We start from the raw sequence: 21,199 nt of genomic DNA, 5'->3' as shown, positions 1-21,199 counted from the left end.
AAGTTAATTTAAAATTTCCCCAAAGAAATTAAAAAAATCTAATAAATATACCAAAAAGGTATAGTTTATTTTTTAAGTATATGATATTATATAAAAAAACAGACAAGTATATAAAATATTCTTATATCTAAATTTTATAAATATTCTTAAAAACTATTGACTAAAATAATTATAGATGTAGAATATTATTATCGGACATACCCCCTAGGGGAATGCCTGATGATAATATTTTACATAGAAAGTTTTAAGATTTAGTTAAATATGCTTTTATTATAAACTTAAGGAGGTGATTCGATTGGCATTAGAAGCTGTAAAAGATATAAAAAATGCAGAATCAAAGGCAGAAGAAATTATAAAAAACGCTCAGTTAGAGAGTAAAAGTATTATTAAAAATTCAGAAGTAAAAGCCAACGAGGAGTATAAAAGAATAATTAGTGAAGCTAACGTTTCAGCAAATAGCATTATGTCAGAAGCTATAAAAGAAGGTGAAAAAGAAGCTGCAATTATTAAAGAAAAAGCTCAAAAAGATATAGATGATATAATAAATTTATCCGAGGATAAAATAAAAAATGCTATTAAGTTAGTAGTCGAGAGGATAGTGATGAATAATGGCAATAGTTAAAATGAATAAATTTACATTATTGGCTTTTCAATCACAAAAAGAAACCATTTTAGAAAGCTTGCAAAAATTTCAAGGAGTGCAGTTTGTAAGTTTTGAGGAAAAAGTAATAGAAGAGATGCCATTCCTGGAAGAAGCAAGTGATAATATAAAGGTTTCTGAAGTCCAAAGTGAACTTGCAAAGGTTAAATTTTTATTAGATTTTATGGATAGATATGTTCCAAGAGAAAAAGGGATTAAAGCCATAAAAAAGGGAAAGAAACATTTAAGATATGATGAAATTAAAAAACTTACTGACAAAAGTAATTGGATTTCAACTTATGAAACATTGAAAAAATTTGATAATAAGTTAAATGATTTAAAAAATGAAATTAGTAAACTTAAGGGTGAAATAGAAGAACTTACTCCCTGGACTAATTTAGATGTATCCTTTGCAGATTTGAAGAGCTTAAAAACATCAAATTACTTTATTGGAACTGCAAACAAAAATTTAGCTGATAAATTTGTTGAAGAGTTTAATAGTGAAGTTTCTAGTTCCTATACTGAAAAGCTAGGAGAAACAAGGGATGAAGTAAGTTTACTAGTGTTATTTCATAAATCACAGGGGGAATTAACAGAAGATTTAGTAAAGAAATACAATTTAAATAAGTTTGACTTTAGGTATGACAATACACCAAAGGGAATAATAAAAGAATATAATAGTAAAATTGAAGCGGCTGAAAATGAAGCAAAAGGCATTGAGCAAGAAATAAAAAAATATAGTGACAAAATAGAGGATTTAGAAATAGCATTTGAATATTACAGCATGGAAGAAAATAAGGCAAAATCTGGGGAATATTTTCTAAAAACAGATAAAGTATTGGTTATAGAAGGTTGGACTCCTGAGGAAAAGAAAGCAGAGTTTGAGGATGTTTTAAAAAGCTGCTGTGGGGATCATTACTTTATTGAATTTAGAGAACCATCGTCAGAGGATAATGTGCCAATATTATTAAAAAATAATAAATTTGTTGAGCCTTATGAAATTATTACATCTATGTATAGTTTACCAAATTATAGAGAGGTAGACCCTACACCTGCAATGACACCATTCTTCTTTGTGTTTTTCGGAATGATGCTATCAGATGCGGGTTATGGGTTAGTGATGCTTATAGCCTCAACTTTAGCATTGAAGCTTTTACCTTTAGACAAAGGTGTTCAAAAATTTATGAAACTCTTCCAAAGCATCAGTATTTCTACTATAGCTTGGGGAATTGTTTATGGAAGTTATTTTGGTGATGCTACAACCATGATTATCCCTGGAGGAATAAAACCTCTTTGGCTAGATCCTTCTTCAGAACCTATGTCAGTATTGATTTTAGCAATAATAATGGGATTTGTGCATTTATATACAGGTTTGGGTATAAAGGCATATGAACTGATAAAGTCAGGTAAGGCATTAGATGCTCTTTTCGATGTAGGATTTTGGTATCTTACTATTTCAGGATTAGTTTTACTCTTTATAGGACCATCCATGGGAATTCCAGTGTTGGGAACTATAGGCAAGTATATGGCTATTGTAGGACTTGTTGGACTAGTAGCTACACAGGGAAGAAGTAATAAGGGTATAGTTGGTAAAATAGCTGGTGGCTTTTATGGAATATATGGAATAACGGGATATTTAGGAGACATATTATCTTATTCAAGGCTCTTAGCCCTTGGACTCGCTACTGGACTTATAGGAACATCATTTAATTTAATGGTAAGTCTTTTAGGTAACGGTGTATTTGCATGGATATTTGGAACTGTTATATTCTTAGGAGGACATATATTTAATCTTGCAATAAATGTACTAGGAGCATATGTTCATGCTTGTAGACTTCAATACTTGGAGTTCTTTGGAAAGTTCTATAGTGGTGGAGGTAAAGAATTTAAGCCATTCACAACTAAAAATAAATATATAAGAATAATAAAGGATTAGGAGGAAGTTAATATGAATTTTGCAACTTTTTTAGAATTTATGACTCAAAACGGAGGTTTATTATTTGCCCTACTAGGTGCAGCCTTAGCTACAGCGCTTCCAGGTATTGGTTCAGCAAAGGGAGTTGGAATAGTAGGTGAAGCGGCTTCTGGACTTATTACAGAGGACCCAGATAAGTTTGGTCAGGCACTTATTCTACAGGTTTTACCAGGAACACAGGGTTTCTATGGTTTCGTTACTACACTTATAATATTAAATAAAATAGGATTACTTGGAGGAACAGCAGCGCAGGTATCATTAGGATCAGGTTTCTTAATATTTTTAGCATCATTACCGATAGTAATAGCAGGTTGGAAATCAGCTATAGCACAGGGTAAAACTGCAGCAGCAGGTATATCAATACTAGCGAAGAAGCCAGAACACATGTTTAAAGGCGTATTATTTGCAGCTATGGTTGAAACATATGCAGTTATAGCACTTGTTACTTCAATCATAATGATAGTTGGAATACAGGTTTAATACTTTAAGTTAGAGCCTAAATAAACAGTAAAGGAGGGTTCTTCGTGGCTAATTTAGATAACTTAATTTCTAAGATATTAGAAGATGCCAACAGCAAAGCACAGGAAATTATAAATGAAGCTAAAGAAGCAGAAAAGGAAGCTGTTGACAGTCTCACAAGTAAAGCTGAAAAACAAAAGGAACTAATAATAAATAAAAGTCATATAGAATCTGTCACTAGAAAAGAAAGAATAGTATCTAATGCTAATTTAGATATAAGAAATAAGAAGTTAAAAGCTAAACAAGATTTAATAGAAAGTGTATTCAATAGAGCAGAAAGTGAGTTACAGGAAATATCTCAGGATGAATATAATAAGTTTGTTAGAAATTTCATATTATCCTTGGATATTGAGGGTGATGAAGAAATAGTGATATCAAGAAATTACAAAAATACAATAGATCAAAATCTTATAAACTTTATCAATGGAGAATTAAGAGCTAAAGGTAAAAAAGGAGAACTTAAACTAAGTTCTGAAGATAGAGATATTAAAGGTGGATTTATTCTTTGTAAAAATGGTATAGAAATAAATTGTACTTTTGAAGCTTTAGTGCCTTCATTAAGAGATGAGCTAGAGGATAAGATTTTAGATATTTTATTTAAATCAAATTAAGGAGGATATGGTTATATGGATAACATGAAGTTTATACAAGCGGTGTCAAGGCTCAGAGCACTGGAAACCAAACTCCTTGATAAGTCAAAAATTGATAGACTTATTGATAGTTCATCTCCCGAAGAAGCTTTAAAATTACTGCAGGAAACTCAGTATGGAAACCATATGGGAAATATCAAAAGACCAGAAGAGTATGAAATACTTTTAAGCGAAGAATTAAAAAGACTTTATGCTCTAATGTATGAAATTTCACCAGAGAAATTAATTATTGATATTATGAGCATAAGATATGATTACCATAATATAAAGGTGCTAATAAAGGGAAAACTACTTGGCAAAGATTTAAGTTATCTTTTAATCCCTGTTGGTACAGTTAATGCTGATATTTTAAAAAGATGCTCTGATGAGTCTAACTATAGAGATTTAAATGGATTTATGAGATCTACTTTTGAAAAGTCGCTGATGATTTTTGAAGAATCAGAGGATCCTCAAAAAATAGATATTATAGCAGATAAATTCATGTATGAAGACATGTATAGTAAAGGAAAAGAAACGGGAGAAAAAGCTATAATTGATTATATAAAAACAAATATAGATTTAACCAACTTAAAAGCTTTCTTAAGAATAAAAAAGCAGAATAAAGATAGAAACTTTTTTAGTGAAGTATTTGTAGAAAATGGTAAGTTAGATAGAGATGTGTTTTTGAATAACTTCAATGATTCTATTGAGAGTTTTATTAATAAAGTTTCTCACACAGATTATTATAACATATTGAGATTAGGAATAGAGGATTATGTAAATACAGGTGATTTTAACTTGTTTGAAAAACTTGTTGATAATTATACTATGAACTATGTTAAGGATGCAAAATATGTAAGTTTTGGTGCAGAGCCATTAATTGCATACATATATGCAAAGGAAACGGAAATAAAAGTTATAAGAATAATAATGGTTGGAAAGTTAAATGGTATAGCACCAGATACCATAAGAGAAAGGCTGCGTGATGTCTATGTATAAAATAGGAGTAGTAGGAGATAAAGATTCTATACTTGCATTTAAAGCATTAGGAATAGACGTCTTTCCTGTATTAGATTCAGATGAAGCTAGAAAAACTGTAGATACATTAGCAGCTAAAAAATATGGAGTTATTTTTATAACGGAGCAGGTAGCTAAGGACTTAGATGAAACTATAGAAAGATATAATAGAGAATTACTTCCTGCCATTATCCTCATTCCTAATAATCAAGGTACCTTAAATATTGGAATGCAGAGGATTAACGATAATGTTGAAAAAGCAGTTGGAGTGAATATTTTATAGGAAGGTAGGTAGGTAGGCTTGAAGACTGGAAGAGTTGTAAAAGTTTCAGGACCTTTAGTTCTTGCTGAGGGTATGGATGAAGCAAACTTATTTGACGTGGTTAGAGTTGGAAATGAGCGTCTTATAGGTGAAATAATAGAAATGAGAGGCGATAAAGCGTCTATTCAGGTATATGAAGAAACTTCAGGACTAGGACCAGGTGCACCAGTAGTTTCAACAGGAGCTCCTTTAAGTGTTGAATTAGGTCCAGGTCTTATTGAGGCAATGTTTGATGGAATACAAAGACCTCTTAATGCTATAGAAGAACAAGCAGGAGCATTCTTAGCTAGAGGAGTAGAAGTGTTTGCATTAGATAGAAAAAAGATTTGGCATTTTACGCCTGTTAAAGCTGCTGGAGATGAAGTAGAAGCAGGAGATATAGTAGGAGTTGTACAGGAAACTTCTATAATAGAACATAAAATAATGGTGCCTTATGGAGTGAAGGGAAAAATAATTTCTCTAAATGAAGGAGATTATACCATTGTAGATAAAATAGGTGAAATTCAAACGGAAAAGGGCGTTGTAGATTTAGCTATGATGCAAAAATGGCCAGTTAGAAAAGGGAGACCTTATGCGAGAAAATTAAATCCTTCTGCTCCAATGATAACAGGCCAAAGAGTAATAGATACCTTTTTCCCTGTAACTAAAGGGGGAACAGCTTGTGTGCCAGGTCCTTTCGGAAGTGGTAAAACAGTAGTACAACACCAATTAGCAAAATGGGCAGATGCACAAATGGTTGTATATATAGGCTGTGGAGAACGTGGAAATGAAATGACAGACGTTTTAAATGAGTTCCCAGAGTTAAGAGATCCTAAAACTGGAGAACCATTGATGAAAAGAACAGTTCTTATTGCAAATACATCTAATATGCCTGTTGCTGCAAGAGAAGCTTCTATATATACAGGTATAACCATAGGCGAATACTTTAGAGATATGGGATATTCCATAGCTTTAATGGCAGATTCTACATCTAGATGGGCAGAAGCTTTAAGAGAAATGTCAGGAAGACTTGAAGAGATGCCAGGTGATGAAGGATATCCAGCTTATTTAGGTTCAAGGCTTGCGGAATTCTATGAAAGAGCAGGTAATGTTATTTGCCTAGGTAAAGATGGTAGAGAAGGAGCTCTTACAGCCATAGGAGCAGTATCTCCACCAGGGGGGGACCTTTCAGAACCTGTTACTCAAGCAACCCTTAGAATAGTTAAGGTGTTTTGGGGTCTAGACTCTCAATTGGCCTATAGAAGACACTTCCCAGCTATAAACTGGTTGAATTCATACTCTCTATATGCAGATAGAGTTGGAGGATGGCTAGATGAAAATGTAGCGGAAGATTGGACAGAACTAAGAACTAAGGCTATGGCACTGCTTCAAGAAGAATCTAGTTTAGAGGAAATAGTAAGACTTGTTGGTATCGATGCTTTATCAGAGTCCGATAGATTAAAACTAGAAACAGCAAGATCTATAAGAGAAGACTATTTACAACAAAATGCTTTTCATGATGCAGATACATATGCATCATTAGATAAACAATATAAAATGTTGAAATTAGTACTTCAGTTTGGTGATGAGGCACAAAGAGCACTAAAAGCAGGAGTATATCTAAAAGATATATTAAATCTTGAAATTAGAGATAAAATAGCAAGATCTAAGTATATAATAGAAGAAAACTTAGGTAAAATCGATGATATTTCCAAAGAGTTAACAGCTGTTATGGATGATCTTATCAGCAAAGGAGGAATTTTAGATGCTTAGAGAGTATAGAACTGTAAAAGAAGTAGTAGGACCTTTGATGCTGGTAGATGGTGTGGAAAATGTAACTTATGATGAATTAGTAGAAATACAAATGCACACAGGTGAAATGCGAAGAGGTAAAGTACTAGAAATAAATCAAGATAAAGCTTTGGTACAGTTATTTGAGGGTTCTTCGGGTATAAACTTAAAGGGAAGTAAGGTAAGATTTTTAGGAAAACCACTAGAAATAGGCTTATCTGAAGATATGCTTGGCAGAGTCTTTGATGGACTTGGAAGACCTAAAGATGATGGCCCTAAGATAATACCAGAAGTACGAAATGATATAAATGGAATACCTATAAACCCTGTATCTAGAAATTATCCATCCGAATTTATTCAAACTGGTATATCTGCTATAGATGGATTAAATACTTTAGTAAGAGGACAAAAACTACCAGTGTTTTCTGCATCTGGACTTCCGCATGCAGACCTAGCTGCACAAATAGCGAGACAGGCAAAGGTACTTGGTTCTGAGTCTAAGTTCGCTGTTGTATTTGCAGCTATTGGTATAACCTTTGAAGAAGCTCAGTTCTTTGTAGATGAGTTTACAAAGACTGGTGCTATAGATAGATCAGTGCTTTTCATGAATTTGGCTAATGACCCAGCAATTGAGAGAATTGCTACACCAAGAATGGCGCTTACAACTGCAGAATACTTGGCATATGAAAGAGGAATGCATGTACTTGTAATAATGACAGATATAACAAATTACTGTGAAGCTCTTCGAGAAGTTTCTGCAGCAAGAAAAGAAGTTCCAGGAAGACGTGGATATCCAGGATACTTGTATACAGACTTAGCAACACTATATGAAAGAGCAGGTAGAATAAAAGGTAGTGAAGGTTCAATAACACAAATTCCTATTCTTACTATGCCTGAAGACGATAAGACTCATCCAATTCCTGACTTAACAGGATATATAACAGAAGGACAGATAATATTAAGTCGAGAACTTTATAAAAAGGGAGTTATGCCTCCAATAGATGTACTTCCATCCCTGTCAAGATTGAAGGATAAAGGGATTGGAAAGGGAAAAACTAGAGAAGATCATGCAGATACAATGAACCAGTTATTTTCTGCATATGCTCAAGGTAAGCAAGCAAAAGAATTGTCTGTAATACTTGGTGAATCTGCACTTTCAGATACTGATAAGTCATTTGCTAAATTTGCAGATGGATTTGAAAAGGAATATGTATCTCAAGGATTTAATACAAATAGAACAATAGAAGAAACATTAGATCTAGGATGGAAGCTGCTATCCATACTTCCAAAAGGTGAGCTTAAGAGAATTAGAGATGAATATCTTGAAAAATATCTACCAAAGCAAGAAAATAAGATTGAAGAATAGAGGAATGATAACTTATGAGATTAAATGTCAATCCTACTAGAATGGAGCTCACCACATTAAAAAAGAGATTGGTAACAGCAACCAGAGGACATAAACTTTTAAAAGATAAGCAAGATGAGCTTATGAGGAGATTTATAGACCTTATAAAATATAATAACGAACTAAGGAAAAGTGTAGAAGAAGAATTGCAAAAATCATTAAAGAATTTTGTAATGGCAAGAGCTGTTATGTCTTCAGAATTCCTTGAAGAAGCAATAGCCTATCCTATGGAAAGTATTTCTTTAGAAGTAACTAAAAGAAATATTATGAGTGTTAATGTACCTGTAATGAAATTTAAGCGAAAAATGGAAAATCAAGAAGGCAGTATATATCCTTATGGTTTTGCAAATACATCTGCAGAGTTAGATGGAGCTATAGAAAAGTTATATTCTATACTTCCTAAGCTGTTAGAGCTTGCAGAAGTAGAAAAGTCATGTCAGCTTATGGCAGACGAAATAGAAAAGACTAGAAGAAGGGTTAATGCTCTAGAATACAGAACTATACCTGATTTGCATGAAACCATTAAATATATACGCATGAAACTTGATGAAAATGAAAGAAGTAACTTAACAAGACTTATGAAGGTAAAGACTATGATGGAAGAAAAAAATGGACTATAATGCAATATCAATTTATAAAAACACACATGTTATAAAATATCATGTGTGTTTTTGTATTGTTATAAGTAATATTATAAAAAATATATTTTTGATTCTTAAATTAACATTTCTAAAATATAATAATATTAAACTCAAAATGGGTTTGAATTTTAAACTTAATGTTAATATTAAGAAAATTCAAACAAAACCATTGACGATTATTTAACAATGGTTGTATAATGATATTACATCAAAATTAATTTGCAGGGGGGATTACAGATGGTTATGGACAAGGTTAAATCATGTATGATAGGGGAAAGTATTTTTAAAATAGGAGATTATACCACATTAGCTGAAGGCTGGGGAAGGTATAAAGATAAGTTAACTATAGAAGAGGGTATGAATTTAAAAATAGTTGATATATACTCCATTAAAGAAGAGGGAACGCTCCCACAATTTGAAGCATTAGTAAAAACTAATAAAGGGAATATGTTAAAGATAAAAGTTGAGGATTTAAATGATGTAAGAAATACTCGTGAAAATCATGAAGAACTTAATAAAGTTGGTTATGATTTTAAAGAAGGATGTATATATTGTAAAGGCTATGAAGAAGAAGATGGCAATTGGAGATTCTTTAATATTGGGGTTAAAAATATAGAAGAGCAAAATGCGTAATAGTGGAGCATCTATAGATTTGTTTAAATCAAATCTATAGATGCTCTTTTCTGTCAGAGGCTAATATTAGAAATTGTGTAATATATCAAATTAGAAAATTCAAAAAAATATATCATTAAAAGATAGTAAGGTGCCTATAATTATTTTTTTATACTTGATTTAAACCATAATATGGTGTATATTAAAGTTAAAATTGATATATAGTTATAGGTTATGAATTAAAAGGGAAGTCAGGTGAAAATCCTGCACGGTCTCGCCGCTGTAAAAGAGGAGTCTTTATATAATACCACTGGGAAACTGGGAAGGTTATAAAGGCGATGATACTTAAGTCAGAATACCTGCCTATAATAATACACAATTAACTCTACGAAGGATAGGGGGTGTTTGCGATGCGTTTTGATAATCGTGATGATCTTTTTGTCTTCTTAACTATTGAGTTAAGAAGACTTTTTTATTTTAATACAAGTTAGTGGAAGTTTAGAATGGATTTGAAAGTATGGTAAAAATTCGATTGTTTTGGTGTTTCTAAAGCGGACAAGGCTAAAATTTCAGAGAGGTGTTAAATGGAAAAAATTATTATTTTGTGTGTTATGTTTGTGATGGGTATTTTTTTATTTAAATTTAAATATCGTGATGTTTACACTAAAGGGGATAACACTCATAAGCATAGCCATAGAATTGGACATAAGCATGGTGAGGGATTTTTAATTGATTTTTATGCTCATGCTTCTAAAATTAGACATTGGAATCCAACTTTTAAAGTATGCCTTTCTATTGGCCTACTGATTCTTTGCATAGCATTGGACAATCCATATGTATCAGTCGCAGTTATTATTTCAATGTCCTATCTGAGCATTGTAAAAGGAAAAATTTCAATACATGAATATTTATCTATGCTGGCAATTCCAATGGCGTTTATCATTGTCGGTACCTTTAGTATTGCCATCGATTTTTCAAAACAGCCAATTGGTGAGTATAATATAAATCTTGGTTTTTTCTATGTGTTTACATCTCAGGCAAAACTTAAGGAAGTGATTTTTCTGATTATGAAGGTTTTTGCAGCTGTAAGTGCATTGCAGATGATGACACTATCCACTCCATCATCTGAGATTATTTATGTGTTTAGGAAGGCGCATGTACCGAAGATTATTATAGAGCTGATGGATATCATTTACCGTTACATTTTCATTTTAATGGATGTTCATATTAAAATGAAAAATTCAGTAGAATCTCGCCATGGCTATTGTGATTTTAAAACTTCCTGCTACACATTTGGAAGCATTGCAAGTAATATGCTAGTTATTTCGCTGAAAAAGGCAGCTAATTATTATAATGCTATGGAGGCTAGATGCTATGATGGAGATCTTATATTTTGGAGGGAAGATAAACCGGTAGAAACAATACAGATTGTCGGAGCAGTAGGATTTGTAATTTTTTTGATTTTACTATGGAGCTTTACAAGATAGAAAGGAACAATAATGAGAAAAATAATATTAAAAATTGAAGATATGCACTACACTTATGGAAATGGAAAACCTGCATTAAACGGCGTAAGTATGGATATATATGAAGGTGAGAAAATTGCTGTAATTGGTTCCAATGGATCTGGGAAATCTACATTTTTCTTGAATGTAAATGGTGTATTTACACCGGAACATGGAAAAATCGTTTACCGTGGTACAATCATCAATAAAAAGAATTTAAAAGAACTTAGAAAGAATATCGGAATAGTATTTCAAGATGCAGATAATCAAATAATAGCATCTACGGTTATGGCAGAGGTCGGATTCGGGCCAATGAATTTAAAACTTCCTAAAGAAGAAGTGAAGAAACGTGTTGAGGAAGCACTAGCATACATGAATATATCAGATTTTAAGGAGCGTCCGCCGCACTATTTGAGCGGTGGTGAAAAGAAGCGTGTTAGCATTGCAGATATCATTGCTATGAAACCTGAAATTATTATCTTTGATGAACCAACTGCAGCTCTTGACCCTTTGAATGCATTGATGTTAGAAGAAGTTCTAGCCAAGCTTGGATCTGAGGGGAAGACAATGCTGATTTCAACCCATGATGTAGATTTTGCTTACAGATGGGCTGAAAGAATCCTTGTATTCTCTCAAGGGAAAATTATTGCAGATGGAGCACCTTTAGAAATTTTTCAAAATAGATCGATTTTGAAAAAAGCAAATCTGAAACAGCCAACTATGATGGAGGTTTATGAATTGCTTGTAGAAAAACAAATATTAAAAGATGCAAAAGATTATCCTAAAAGTACACAGGAATTGAAGAAAATTCTCTAAAATAGATATCTTTAGAGATTTCAGTCTAGTATTGATATAAATTTAAATAACCTGAGGGGGAAAAATAAGATGAAAAAAAAAGAAAATAAAATCGTTGCATTAGTAGCAGTTTTTGCATTAACATTCGGAATAGTTCCAGTAGCAAGCGCAATGCACATTATGGAAGGATATCTTCCACCAAAATTCTGTATTTTATGGGGAGTTATATCTCTTCCGTTCTTAATAAAAGGTTATATGTCAATTAAGAAAAAAATGGAGGAGGATCGTAAATCCATAACTATGATTGCTATGGCAGGTGCATTCATATTTTTACTTTCATCTTTAAAGATACCATCAGTAACAGGAAGTTGTTCACATATGACGGGTACTGGGCTAGGCGCAATTTTATTTGGTCCAACTGCAGTTAGTATCTTAGGCATTATTGTACTAATTTTCCAAGCAATTATGCTTGCTCATGGTGGATTGACTACTCTTGGTGCTAATACATTTTCTATGGCTATTGCAGGTCCGATAGTTTCCTATGGGATTTATAAACTATGTAAAAAAATGAACATCAACAAGAATGTAGGTATTTTTCTAGCAGCGGCAATAGGTGACTTATTTACATATTGCGTAACTGGTATTCAGCTTGCAATTGCATATCCATCTCAAAACGGTGGTATAGCAGCATCTGCAGCTAAGTTCCTTGCAGTATTTGCACCAACACAGCTTCCACTAGCAATTGTAGAAGGTATCTTAACTGTTGCTATTATTATTGGGCTTGAAACATATGCAAAATCCGAGCTAACAGGCATTGGATTCTTAAAGAGAGGTGAAAATTAATGTCAAATACTAAAAAGAAAATTACCACTTTATTAGTTATCGCTGTACTAATTGCTGTTATACCATTATTTGCATTAAAGGGTGCTGAATTTGGTGGCTCTGATGATGCAGGAAGTCAAGTAGTTGCAGAGATTACAGGTACAGAATATGAGCCTTGGTTCACACCTGTTATGGAAACTTGGATTGGTGGAGAATTGCCAGGAGAAATTGAGAGTTTATTGTTTTGCGTACAAACAGGTATTGGAGTGGGGATACTAGCCTTCTTCATGGGAAGATTCGTTGAGAGAAATAAAAAAGAAATTCATAAGAGTAAAACTGCATAAAGTTATATATACATTGAGAGGCAAGTGAGTCCACTTGCCTCTGGATGATAAATAAAAAACCACTAGTTTAACTATTAAACTAGTGGTTTTTTAGAAATAATTCACTACAAAATATTTATAATAGGATATTTACAAGTGCAAATTACTAGTGTATACTACTGTATATACACTAGTAAACAAATGGAGGGATTAATATGAATCTTAAAAATTTAGTTTATGCAGCGCTTCTTACTGCACTTGCTATAGTAATACCAATTTCTTTTGGGGTACTGGCTGTAACTGTAGGACCATTTTCAGCTACATTAGCATCCCATGTTCCAATGTTTTTGGCAATGTTTTTAGGACCTGTGCCAGCGGCTATGGTTGGAATAGGGTCGGCAATAGGATTCTTAATTACTAAAGGTGCAGTTGTAGCGTCAAGAGCTTTTATGCATACATTTGTAGGAATGTTTGGAGCTTATCTTCTTAAAAAAGGAGTTTCATACTCAAAAGTTGTAGCAATTACAGCTCCAATTCATGGAATATTGGAAGCTTTAGTAGTTATTCCATTTGGATTTACAATGGAAAAGATACTTATAGCTGTAGGGTTAGGGACAATACTTCATCACGTAGTAGATGGAGTAATAGCATTTTCTGTAGTAAAAGTGCTTTCTAAAGCAGGAAACTTCTCATCAGTAAAAGCAACGCATTAAAAGGATATTACGACGTTTTTAATGCTCTGGGTCGTATAGAATTTTCATCTAGGAAGACGTTCATTTCGCCGAGAACGGCTAATATTTATAAATCTAAAATACCTAAACCGCCTAAATTCGCTGTCGCTCAGGCAGTAGGCGGCTCTTAATGGTATTTTGAATTTATAAATAAAGCCGTTCTTAGGCTCATTCAATGCCTTCTACGATGAAAATTCTATGCTCTCAGAGCATTAAAAAGTTCTTCATGTGAACTGCTAAAGGAAGAAATTCAGCTAACTGAATTTCTAAGATATCTTAGGAATCAGTACATAAAGATTTTTTAGGACGGTAGTCCTTAACATTACAGGAACTTATACTAAATAAATAAAAAAATTCTGATAAAAAATAGAATACTTAATGTTTTGCGACCTATCGGTCTGTGGGCTTACCAGCCCTTTGATGAGTGTCAATTTATTAAAAGAAACTTTCGCCAAAGCGAAATTCCATACGACCCGTTCAACATTAAAAATATGCTGTCTTATTTCTAAAATGTGAAGAAATTTTGCTCGATTTTTTTCTAAAAATTATGATATAGTAGTAGATAACGACACATGTAGTGCTTTGCACGTAAATCTGATTACGGTACAAAGCGCTACATGTGTCTTTTTTGTCGTATAAAAATACAAAAGTTATTTAAACAAAAGAAAGGAAGGTATTTTTTATGCCAACAACAAAATTTCAACAAGTGATTTATGCACTTTTGACCGTAATAATTACGGTTCATTTATTCGTATTTTATAATCTTGCTATTGAAATGGGAGGTATGTCCAATCAGGTGTTTATAGCAGCTCGCGAAGTAATTGCAATTGAGTTTATAATCACATTTTTACTTGAAATATTTATTGCCGGTCCTCTTTCGCTAAAATTGGTTTTCAGCGTTGTAAATCCAAGAGAAGATAAGCCGTATATAGTTACAACAGCAATCATATGTGCTACTGTTTGCTTAATGTGTCCAATGATGACCTTCGTGGCAACAACTATGTATAACGGCATTAGCATAGAGTTTCTTGCAAATTGGATGGAGAAAATAGTATTTAATTTTCCTCTTGCATTTTTTTCACAGTTGTTTTTCATACAACCCTTTGTAAGATTCGTTTTTGGCGCTATTTTTAAGAAGCAATTAGAAAAGGAAGACGAATGTGGGGAAATTGAAGTTGCTTAAATATTATACAAAGCAGCTTGAATACATAAATTATCTCAAATAATAAAAAGAAAAAGGGGCTGTCGCATTAAGAAATTGAACTGCAATATATCTTATTAAACACACCTGCTAAGCAGATGGGTTCTCGACAACCTCATCAACATGCGTTCTTATATATAAAACTGGTATTGCCACTGCTATAAGGATCATACCCATAAAGGCGGGGGAGGCATGACCAAATAATACATAAATTTGACCTCCAATGATAGGCCCAATCATTCTTGCTAAAGCCTGAATAGATTGACTGCCTCCTTGAATCCTTCCTTGTTCACTAGAATTGACAGACTTGGAGAGCATACTATTGAATGAAGGCCCGAAAATCGAATCTCCAAAACCAAATATAAACATTCCAGCGATAAAAAGAGGATAGAATGAGAATAAAGCAGATAGCGCAATAAGACTGTAGCCTATAATTTCCGAAGCCATTCCAAGAATTGCTATCTTTTTATCACTAAGTTTTATCAAGAACTTTGGCATTATGAAACCTTGTGAAATGATGTCTTGGAAGCCCATAATTGAAAACATAAGCCCGATTAGTGCTGGTCTCCAACTGAAAATATCTATTGTAAATTGTGAAAAAACTGCCTGCAAAGATCCGTTGGGTATCCAAACTAAGAACGCTGAGATAAGCAATTTTTGCAAGTTTTTCATGGAAAGTATGCTTGCAAGCTGTGTAAATGGATTTAGCCTTACAAAGGTAATTTCTTTCAGTCTATTATTCTTGTCGAGACTTTCAGGCATAAAAAAGAATCCATAAACAACATTCAATAAAGTTATTATTGCTCCAAAATACAGGGGTACAGAATAACCAAACTTGGCAAGTAATCCGCCTAGAGTTGGGCCAATGACTGTACCCACACCTACAATTGCACTTATCCATCCAAAGTATTTGGTTCTCTGCTCTGGAGGAATGATATCTGCAAAATATGCGAAGATAGTGCTTATAGTACCTCCGGTTATACCATCTATTATACGCCCAGCAAATAGTATCCATAGAGCTCCTCCTATGCCAAAAATCAGGTACCCGATTACAGAACCCAAAAGGCATACTAAGAGCACTGGACGACGACCATATTTGTCGCTTAAAGCTCCAAGTCCAGGGGCTGTGAGAAACACGCAGACTGCATAAACAGAGGTTAAGAGTGTAACAACTATGGCTTGTTCTCCCGGATTGCTGGTATAAGGCTGTACTAAAAATGGGACGACAGGTGCTATGATACTGAAGCCTATTCCGCAAAGAAACACAGATATAAGACCGAATATTAAAGCGTGTTTATCTACGGTTTGTTCTATGTTAGGTTCATTGTATGATTTGAATTTGAACATTAGAATTCTCCTCTCAAAAAATGATTTTTGTTTCCTTGACAACAAAATTATCATACCACCATTTTGTTTCCTGGTCAACAAAATAAATGCAATAAAAATGCAGCCAGTTCTCAATAGAGTTAGGCTGCCTGGGGTTTCATTTTCATTATTCGAATTTATTCCGACTTAATATCTATACCTAGTTTCTTTATTTCTTGATCTAAATGCTTGCTATACTGTTCCACGAATCTAAGCATACTGTCAAATTGTTCCTCGGTTACCTGCTCAAATACGGATTTATCACGCTCTTGAAACTCTTTGTGCAGGTCCTCATGGACTTTATAAATTCTTTGCCCTTTTTCAGTAAGTCGGAAATAAATTTCTTTCTTGTTATCCGGCTTCTGGTAGCTTTCGATAATGCCTTTTTCTATGAGCTTCTTGGTCATTTTGCTTATGGCGCCCCTAGTCATATAAAGGGACTCTGCAAGTTTTGTCACGTTGGGATCTGCATTTCTTCCAATGCATTCGATGTAATGTACTTCAGAAGGCTTATAGCCCTTAAGAGTCTCTTCCATCTTAAACTTATTAAGCCAAGCCATTTTGTTAAATAATTCCCTGAAATTCATCATTATCTGTTCCTCTTTGTTCATGAACTGTCCTCCCACCCGTTGGTGTAATAACAATAGTATATTGATTTTTTTATTTTAGTAATATTAAACTAATTATTGAATTCACTAAATAGCAAGCAGGCAAGTGTTAGGACACTTGCACAAGGCTGTGGACTTAAATCTGACTAAGACCTTCTCATTTAATAGCTTTGGTACTATCTAAATTTTACTGCTGTTCCATAAACTATAACTTCTGCGGCTCCTTGCATTACTGCACTGGAGGCATATCTTATATTTATTATTCCATCTGCTCCTAGGCCTTCTGCTTCTTCAACCATTCTTTTTGTTGCGATAGCCCTTGCCTCATCCATCATTTCGCTATAAGCCTTTAATTCTCCACCAACCAAAGTTTTAAAGCCGCTCATGATGTCCTTGCCTAAATGTTTAGATTGAATTGTAGATCCTTTTACTATAGATAGCGTTTCTATATTCTTTCCAGTTATAAAATCAGTATTTACTAATATCATCTTTATCTTCTCCTTTAATTTCTTTTATTCTTTCAATTAGAGTGATTGCCAGCATTATCAAAAGTATTAAAAATATCACTGCAACAAATATGACTGCTATAAAGGGCATATTGCTATCCAAAAGCCCCATAGTAATGCCTAGGGCATATAATATTAGGAAGGCAGCTGCTATTATAGTAATTATAATTACAGGTATAAATCCTTTTTTCAAATTATCTCTCCTAACTTAGTTATATACATTAATCATAGCATATGTTTAAGTTCTTCATGCATACTATTTCAAAAAAGATAGTTCTGATATAATTATTTTTAGCTTATATAATTTAATTTTCTTTAAAATAATAAGAATGGCAAGATGTCTTGCCATTCTTATTATTTACTTATTTATTTCTTCGTATTCCACGTCAATTACTTCGGTATTATATAAATATTCATTACTGACTTTATATACCTCGAATGCTTCTTCATTTATGCTTTCTGTCTTTTTAAAGCCTTTAAACTTTGACTGTATGAACTTTATTCCTTTATAGGCAGCGTATATCAATATCCCCACTGGAATTAATATAAATAAGCCGCGGATTATGAAATAAGTTAAAAATAAAAATCCTAAAATTTTTAATATCCTCATCAAACCTTTTTCCATTCCATAACCTTTATTAAAATATTCCATTTACATCCCCTTCTTTTAGGTATAATTTAAAACCCTATATATAATATATCATATTTTGTAGAAATATAGGTATAAGCACTATGAAGAATTCATTAATAATCTGTTAATTTGGAGCTAGTTGTTCATGCATTGTCTTTAACGTATCAATTATTGGTAAGTTTTGAGGACATAGAGGTTGGCATTTGCCACATTCTATGCAGGAAGAAGCTTTTTTATTTTCGTGTAGGTCTTCATATTTTTTTAATGAGCTTTTTAAATCATTGTATATGTGTCTATCGTTGTAAATTGAAAAATTTAATGGTATATCTACACCTTGAGGGCAAGGCATACAGTATCCACATTTGGTGCAATTTATTTTAATTAAGTTATTATAAGTATCGCGGACTTCATCTACTATTTTAAGTTCTTCATCTGAAAGTGAGTCTATTTCTGAATCTTCAGCATAGCTTATGTTATCCATAACTTGATCTAATGAACTCATACCACTTAATATAAGGGTGACTTCTGGTTGGTTCCACAGCCATTTAAGTGCCCAATGAACAGGTGGTCTTTTCATTTTAGATTTATTCCATAAGTTTTGAATCTCATCTGGAGGAGTTACAGCAAGTTTACCACCTTTTAAAGGTTCCATTATAATAACTGCCAGCCCTTTAGATGAGGCATATTTTAGCCCTTCTACTCCAGCTTGATAATCTACATCTAGTATATTGTATTGTATCTGGCAAAAGCTCCAGTCATAGGAGTCCACAATTTGTTTAAATGTATCCAAATCACCATGGAAGGAAAATCCGGGATGTTTTATGAGCCCTTTTTCTTTAGCCTCATCCAAAAACTTTAGCACATCTAACTTAACAATGGCTTCCCATCTTTCTTTATTAAGAGCATGTAATAAATACATATCTATATAACTTGTTTGAAGCTTTTCAAGCTGCTCATTTAAATATTTATAAAAATCTTCATAGCTTTCTGTAAGCCAAACAGGAGATTTAGTAGCAAGCTTAACTCTTTCCCTATATCCATCTTTAAGAGCCTTGCCTACAAGTATCTCGCTTTGTCCTTTGTGATAAGGATACGCAGTATCCACATAATTCACTCCATTATCTATTGCATATCTTAACATCTCTATAGATTTTTCTTCATCTATAAGCTCATCGTTATTATTTATTGTTGGAAACCTCATACATCCAAAGCCTAATGAAGATACTATAAAATCTTCTCTTCCAAATCTTCTATAAAGCATAAATTAACCCTTCTTTCTATAATTTTGAAAAGCGTATCAATTGTTATTATATAATATATTTGATTAATTATGAATATTAACCTTTGAAAATGCAATAGAATAAAACTTTTTTAAATAGACAAAATAACATTAAATAATTAATTAATAATTTCCAGGATTATTTATTTTTTGAGGAAATATGATACAATGATTTTAAGGAAAGAATTTCAAGTAAGCTTTTAGCTATATATAATATTAAATGAAAAATTGCTTGAAATTATACATGGGTATATAGCATAGGGGTCAAGGAGGATATGGAAAATGAACAATATAAATTTAAAAGAAAATATATATTGGATAGGTGTAAAAGATCCACATTTAAAAGTATTCGATATAATAATGAAAACTGAATATGGAACTACCTATAATGCCTATTTAATAAATGATGAGAAGGTTGCTATAATTGACGCTGTAAAAGAGGGCTTTTTTGAAGAATTCATGGTAAACGTTAAGGAAATTATAGGGGACAAAAAGGTTGATTATATAATATCTCAGCATACAGAATTAGATCACAGTGGTACAATAGCAAAGCTTCATGAAGTCTATCCAGATGCTAAGATAATAGCATCCAGAGCAGGCTCGGTATATTTGAAGGATATAATAAATAAAGATTTAGATATAATGTTAATTCCAGAAGAATTAAGTCTTGGTAAAACAACATTAAAGTTTATATCGGCTCCTAATCTTCACTGGCCGGATACATTCTTTACTTATGCAAAAGAGCAAAAGGTGTTATTTAGCTGTGACTTCTTAGGATGTCATTATTGTCCAAAACATAATGTAATAGAAGGATACGAAGAAGATTATGAGGGAGAAGTAGAGCACTACTTTAAAGTTATAATGGCTCCTTTTAAAAAATTTGTGTTGTCTGGACTTGATAAGATTAAAGACTTAGATTTAGATATGGTTTGCACTAGTCATGGCCCTATACATACTGGGGAAGATATTTCTAAAAGTATAGAAACTTATAGGACACTGGCATCTACTGATGCACCAAAGGCTAAAACTGCAGTGGTGCTTTATATTTCAGCTTATGGAAATACAGAAATTATGGCGAAATATATAAATGATAAATTAAATGAAAAGGGAATTAAATCTGAACTACATGAAATAACAACCTTTGGAGTTAATGAGTCAATTGAGGCCATAGAAAATGTAAAAGGAGTTATATTTGGTTCTCCTACTATAAATCAAGATGCGGTGAAGCCTGTTTGGGATGTATTGTCTGAAGTATCTGCAATAACTAATAGGGGAAAGGCTGCATCAGCCTTTGGTTCTTATGGTTGGAGTGGAGAAGGTGTTCAGCTTATGATGGATAGAATGAAGGGATTAAAGCTAAATGTAGTAGAGGGATTTAAATTTAAATTTGTGCCAAATGAAGATGAATACAAAATGGCAGATGAATTTGTGGATAGATTTATTGATAAGCTTTAGTACAATATATAATTATATTTTTAAATAAAAAGGAGATGTATTACAAATGGAAAGAGATGATATAGTTAAGTACCTTTTAGTGAGTGAATTAAGTGAAGTAGAACAAATAGAGCATAAGGACAATGAAATATTTATAGTAAGATTTTTTTATGATTTTGATGAAGATGAATTATCTGCAGCACAAGCTTATGCAGAAGAGGAATGTGAAGACGATGAAGATGAAGAAAAATTCTATGACTATTATGTACCTTACTTAAATGAAATAGCTGTAGATAATGTATCTGATATAATAGAAGGGCTCATGGAAGAAAAAGGTGTAAAAGTACAGTTTGTATCCTATGATGTAGAAATTGATGAAGAAGATGCATATACAGAATTTATAGCAGTTGTTACAGAAGACAAAGAAGTAGATATAGAAAAAGTACTAGATGAATTAGAACTATAAAAT

24 protein-coding genes and 1 riboswitch are annotated in these 21,199 nt (G+C 32.7%); of the genes, 18 read left to right on the top strand and 6 right to left on the bottom strand.

What is annotated here, in order from left to right; genetic code table 11:
* Positions 1-295: 295 nt before the first annotated feature.
* The 16 genes from DP68_RS09520 (at position 296) to DP68_RS09440 (ending at position 14,889) form a co-directional block, all read left to right on the top strand.
* On the top strand, positions 296-622 hold the full coding sequence (locus DP68_RS09520) for an ATPase (RefSeq protein ID WP_035308867.1): 327 nt from the start codon (positions 296-298) through the stop codon (positions 620-622).
* Positions 609-2,576 (top strand): V-type ATP synthase subunit I, encoded by a 1,968-nt coding sequence (locus DP68_RS09515; protein WP_035308865.1) that lies wholly within the window; start codon positions 609-611, stop codon positions 2,574-2,576. The genes DP68_RS09520 and DP68_RS09515 overlap by 14 nt, the downstream gene beginning before the upstream one ends.
* A gap of 12 nt (positions 2,577-2,588) precedes the next feature.
* The gene (locus DP68_RS09510) at positions 2,589-3,095 is read left to right on the top strand and encodes a V-type ATP synthase subunit K (protein ID WP_186430501.1); all 507 of its coding nucleotides are present in this window, start codon (positions 2,589-2,591) and stop codon (positions 3,093-3,095) included.
* Positions 3,096-3,139: 44 nt separating this feature from the next.
* Positions 3,140-3,745: a V-type ATP synthase subunit E family protein gene (locus tag DP68_RS09505; protein ID WP_035308863.1), complete on the top strand. Its 606-nt coding sequence runs from the start codon at positions 3,140-3,142 to the stop codon at positions 3,743-3,745.
* Positions 3,746-3,760: 15 nt separating this feature from the next.
* Positions 3,761-4,762: a V-type ATP synthase subunit C gene (locus DP68_RS09500; protein ID WP_035308861.1), complete on the top strand. Its 1,002-nt coding sequence runs from the start codon at positions 3,761-3,763 to the stop codon at positions 4,760-4,762.
* Positions 4,749-5,063 (top strand): V-type ATP synthase subunit F, encoded by a 315-nt coding sequence (locus DP68_RS09495; protein ID WP_186430498.1) that lies wholly within the window; start codon positions 4,749-4,751, stop codon positions 5,061-5,063. The genes DP68_RS09500 and DP68_RS09495 overlap by 14 nt, the downstream gene beginning before the upstream one ends.
* A gap of 18 nt (positions 5,064-5,081) precedes the next feature.
* Complete coding sequence (locus tag DP68_RS09490; RefSeq protein WP_035308859.1) at positions 5,082-6,854, top strand: V-type ATP synthase subunit A; 1,773 nt, start codon at positions 5,082-5,084, stop codon at positions 6,852-6,854.
* A complete protein-coding gene (locus DP68_RS09485) occupies positions 6,847-8,238 on the top strand; it encodes a V-type ATP synthase subunit B (protein WP_035308857.1) in 1,392 nt (463 codons plus the stop codon). Before DP68_RS09490 ends, DP68_RS09485 begins: the two co-directional genes overlap by 8 nt.
* Positions 8,239-8,252: 14 nt before the next feature.
* Positions 8,253-8,897: a V-type ATP synthase subunit D gene (locus tag DP68_RS09480; RefSeq protein ID WP_035308854.1), complete on the top strand. Its 645-nt coding sequence runs from the start codon at positions 8,253-8,255 to the stop codon at positions 8,895-8,897.
* Between the two features lie 258 nt (positions 8,898-9,155).
* Positions 9,156-9,551, top strand: coding sequence for a hypothetical protein (locus DP68_RS09470; RefSeq protein WP_035308848.1), 396 nt, complete (start codon positions 9,156-9,158; stop codon positions 9,549-9,551).
* 191 nt (positions 9,552-9,742) lie between these two features.
* Positions 9,743-9,912: riboswitch (cobalamin riboswitch) on the top strand.
* A 202-nt stretch (positions 9,913-10,114) separates the two neighbouring features.
* Positions 10,115-11,017: a cobalt ECF transporter T component CbiQ gene (gene cbiQ / locus DP68_RS09465; RefSeq protein WP_035308846.1), complete on the top strand. Its 903-nt coding sequence runs from the start codon at positions 10,115-10,117 to the stop codon at positions 11,015-11,017.
* A gap of 12 nt (positions 11,018-11,029) precedes the next feature.
* Entirely contained in the window at positions 11,030-11,851 is an 822-nt protein-coding gene (locus tag DP68_RS09460) for an energy-coupling factor ABC transporter ATP-binding protein (RefSeq protein WP_035308844.1), read from the top strand.
* 69 nt (positions 11,852-11,920) lie between these two features.
* Entirely contained in the window at positions 11,921-12,673 is a 753-nt protein-coding gene (locus tag DP68_RS09455; RefSeq protein ID WP_035308843.1) for an energy-coupling factor ABC transporter permease, read from the top strand.
* Entirely contained in the window at positions 12,673-12,996 is a 324-nt protein-coding gene (locus tag DP68_RS09450; RefSeq protein ID WP_035308841.1) for a cobalt transport protein CbiN, read from the top strand. The genes DP68_RS09455 and DP68_RS09450 overlap by 1 nt, the downstream gene beginning before the upstream one ends.
* A 194-nt stretch (positions 12,997-13,190) precedes the next feature.
* Complete coding sequence (locus tag DP68_RS09445) at positions 13,191-13,688, top strand: hypothetical protein (protein ID WP_035308840.1); 498 nt, start codon at positions 13,191-13,193, stop codon at positions 13,686-13,688.
* A 700-nt stretch (positions 13,689-14,388) separates the two neighbouring features.
* Positions 14,389-14,889, top strand: coding sequence for a DUF2798 domain-containing protein (locus DP68_RS09440; RefSeq protein ID WP_035308839.1), 501 nt, complete (start codon positions 14,389-14,391; stop codon positions 14,887-14,889).
* A gap of 108 nt (positions 14,890-14,997) precedes the next feature.
* Here the strand turns inward: DP68_RS09440 and DP68_RS09435 are convergent, their stop codons facing one another.
* The 6 genes from DP68_RS09435 to DP68_RS09410 all read right to left on the bottom strand — a co-directional run bounded on the left by DP68_RS09435 (position 14,998) and on the right by DP68_RS09410 (position 19,278).
* Positions 14,998-16,254, bottom strand: a complete 1,257-nt coding sequence (locus DP68_RS09435) for a tetracycline resistance MFS efflux pump (RefSeq protein ID WP_035308836.1) — start codon at positions 16,252-16,254, stop codon at positions 14,998-15,000.
* 155 nt (positions 16,255-16,409) lie between these two features.
* Positions 16,410-16,883, bottom strand: coding sequence for a MarR family transcriptional regulator (locus tag DP68_RS09430; protein WP_035308834.1), 474 nt, complete (start codon positions 16,881-16,883; stop codon positions 16,410-16,412).
* A gap of 173 nt (positions 16,884-17,056) precedes the next feature.
* Complete coding sequence (locus tag DP68_RS09425; RefSeq protein ID WP_035308833.1) at positions 17,057-17,368, bottom strand: YbjQ family protein; 312 nt, start codon at positions 17,366-17,368, stop codon at positions 17,057-17,059.
* Positions 17,349-17,579 (bottom strand): hypothetical protein, encoded by a 231-nt coding sequence (locus DP68_RS09420; RefSeq protein ID WP_035308831.1) that lies wholly within the window; start codon positions 17,577-17,579, stop codon positions 17,349-17,351. Before DP68_RS09420 ends, DP68_RS09425 begins: the two co-directional genes overlap by 20 nt.
* Before the next feature lie 165 nt (positions 17,580-17,744).
* Positions 17,745-18,038, bottom strand: coding sequence for a hypothetical protein (locus tag DP68_RS09415; RefSeq protein ID WP_035308830.1), 294 nt, complete (start codon positions 18,036-18,038; stop codon positions 17,745-17,747).
* A gap of 103 nt (positions 18,039-18,141) precedes the next feature.
* Positions 18,142-19,278, bottom strand: a complete 1,137-nt coding sequence (locus DP68_RS09410; RefSeq protein WP_035308828.1) for an aldo/keto reductase — start codon at positions 19,276-19,278, stop codon at positions 18,142-18,144.
* 300 nt (positions 19,279-19,578) lie between these two features.
* On the opposite strand from DP68_RS09410, the gene DP68_RS09405 reads away from it, so the two are divergent.
* Positions 19,579-20,751 carry an FprA family A-type flavoprotein gene (locus tag DP68_RS09405; protein WP_035308826.1) on the top strand — a complete coding sequence of 391 codons (1,173 nt, stop codon included), beginning with the start codon at positions 19,579-19,581 and terminating at the stop codon, positions 20,749-20,751.
* 46 nt (positions 20,752-20,797) lie between these two features.
* Entirely contained in the window at positions 20,798-21,196 is a 399-nt protein-coding gene (locus DP68_RS09400; protein WP_035308824.1) for a hypothetical protein, read from the top strand.
* Positions 21,197-21,199 lie beyond the last annotated feature (3 nt).

The sequence above is a fragment of the Clostridium sp. HMP27 genome (assembly GCF_000765165.1).
Classification (GTDB): Bacteria; Bacillota; Clostridia; order Clostridiales; family Clostridiaceae; genus Clostridium_AK.
Note: the sequence above shows the minus strand (reverse complement) of the source record. Positions and strands in the feature narration are given on the sequence as shown.

Excerpts from the sequence above, each read along its gene's own strand:
- DP68_RS09515 (WP_035308865.1), top strand. The coding sequence starts at position 609 with ATGGCAATAGTTAAAATGAATAAATTTACATTATTGGCTTTTCAATCA.
- DP68_RS09510 (WP_186430501.1), top strand. The coding sequence starts at position 2,589 with ATGAATTTTGCAACTTTTTTAGAATTTATGACTCAAAACGGAGGTTTA.
- DP68_RS09500 (WP_035308861.1), top strand. The coding sequence starts at position 3,761 with ATGGATAACATGAAGTTTATACAAGCGGTGTCAAGGCTCAGAGCACTG.
- DP68_RS09495 (WP_186430498.1), top strand. The coding sequence starts at position 4,749 with ATGTCTATGTATAAAATAGGAGTAGTAGGAGATAAAGATTCTATACTT.
- DP68_RS09485 (WP_035308857.1), top strand. The coding sequence starts at position 6,847 with ATGCTTAGAGAGTATAGAACTGTAAAAGAAGTAGTAGGACCTTTGATG.
- DP68_RS09480 (WP_035308854.1), top strand. The coding sequence starts at position 8,253 with ATGAGATTAAATGTCAATCCTACTAGAATGGAGCTCACCACATTAAAA.
- DP68_RS09470 (WP_035308848.1), top strand. The coding sequence starts at position 9,156 with ATGGTTATGGACAAGGTTAAATCATGTATGATAGGGGAAAGTATTTTT.
- cbiQ (WP_035308846.1), top strand. The coding sequence starts at position 10,115 with ATGGAAAAAATTATTATTTTGTGTGTTATGTTTGTGATGGGTATTTTT.
- DP68_RS09460 (WP_035308844.1), top strand. The coding sequence starts at position 11,030 with ATGAGAAAAATAATATTAAAAATTGAAGATATGCACTACACTTATGGA.
- DP68_RS09455 (WP_035308843.1), top strand. The coding sequence starts at position 11,921 with ATGAAAAAAAAAGAAAATAAAATCGTTGCATTAGTAGCAGTTTTTGCA.
- DP68_RS09450 (WP_035308841.1), top strand. The coding sequence starts at position 12,673 with ATGTCAAATACTAAAAAGAAAATTACCACTTTATTAGTTATCGCTGTA.
- DP68_RS09445 (WP_035308840.1), top strand. The coding sequence starts at position 13,191 with ATGAATCTTAAAAATTTAGTTTATGCAGCGCTTCTTACTGCACTTGCT.
- DP68_RS09440 (WP_035308839.1), top strand. The coding sequence starts at position 14,389 with ATGCCAACAACAAAATTTCAACAAGTGATTTATGCACTTTTGACCGTA.
- DP68_RS09435 (WP_035308836.1), bottom strand. The coding sequence starts at position 16,254 with ATGTTCAAATTCAAATCATACAATGAACCTAACATAGAACAAACCGTA.
- DP68_RS09430 (WP_035308834.1), bottom strand. The coding sequence starts at position 16,883 with ATGAACAAAGAGGAACAGATAATGATGAATTTCAGGGAATTATTTAAC.
- DP68_RS09425 (WP_035308833.1), bottom strand. The coding sequence starts at position 17,368 with ATGATATTAGTAAATACTGATTTTATAACTGGAAAGAATATAGAAACG.
- DP68_RS09415 (WP_035308830.1), bottom strand. The coding sequence starts at position 18,038 with ATGGAATATTTTAATAAAGGTTATGGAATGGAAAAAGGTTTGATGAGG.
- DP68_RS09410 (WP_035308828.1), bottom strand. The coding sequence starts at position 19,278 with ATGCTTTATAGAAGATTTGGAAGAGAAGATTTTATAGTATCTTCATTA.
- DP68_RS09405 (WP_035308826.1), top strand. The coding sequence starts at position 19,579 with ATGAACAATATAAATTTAAAAGAAAATATATATTGGATAGGTGTAAAA.
- DP68_RS09400 (WP_035308824.1), top strand. The coding sequence starts at position 20,798 with ATGGAAAGAGATGATATAGTTAAGTACCTTTTAGTGAGTGAATTAAGT.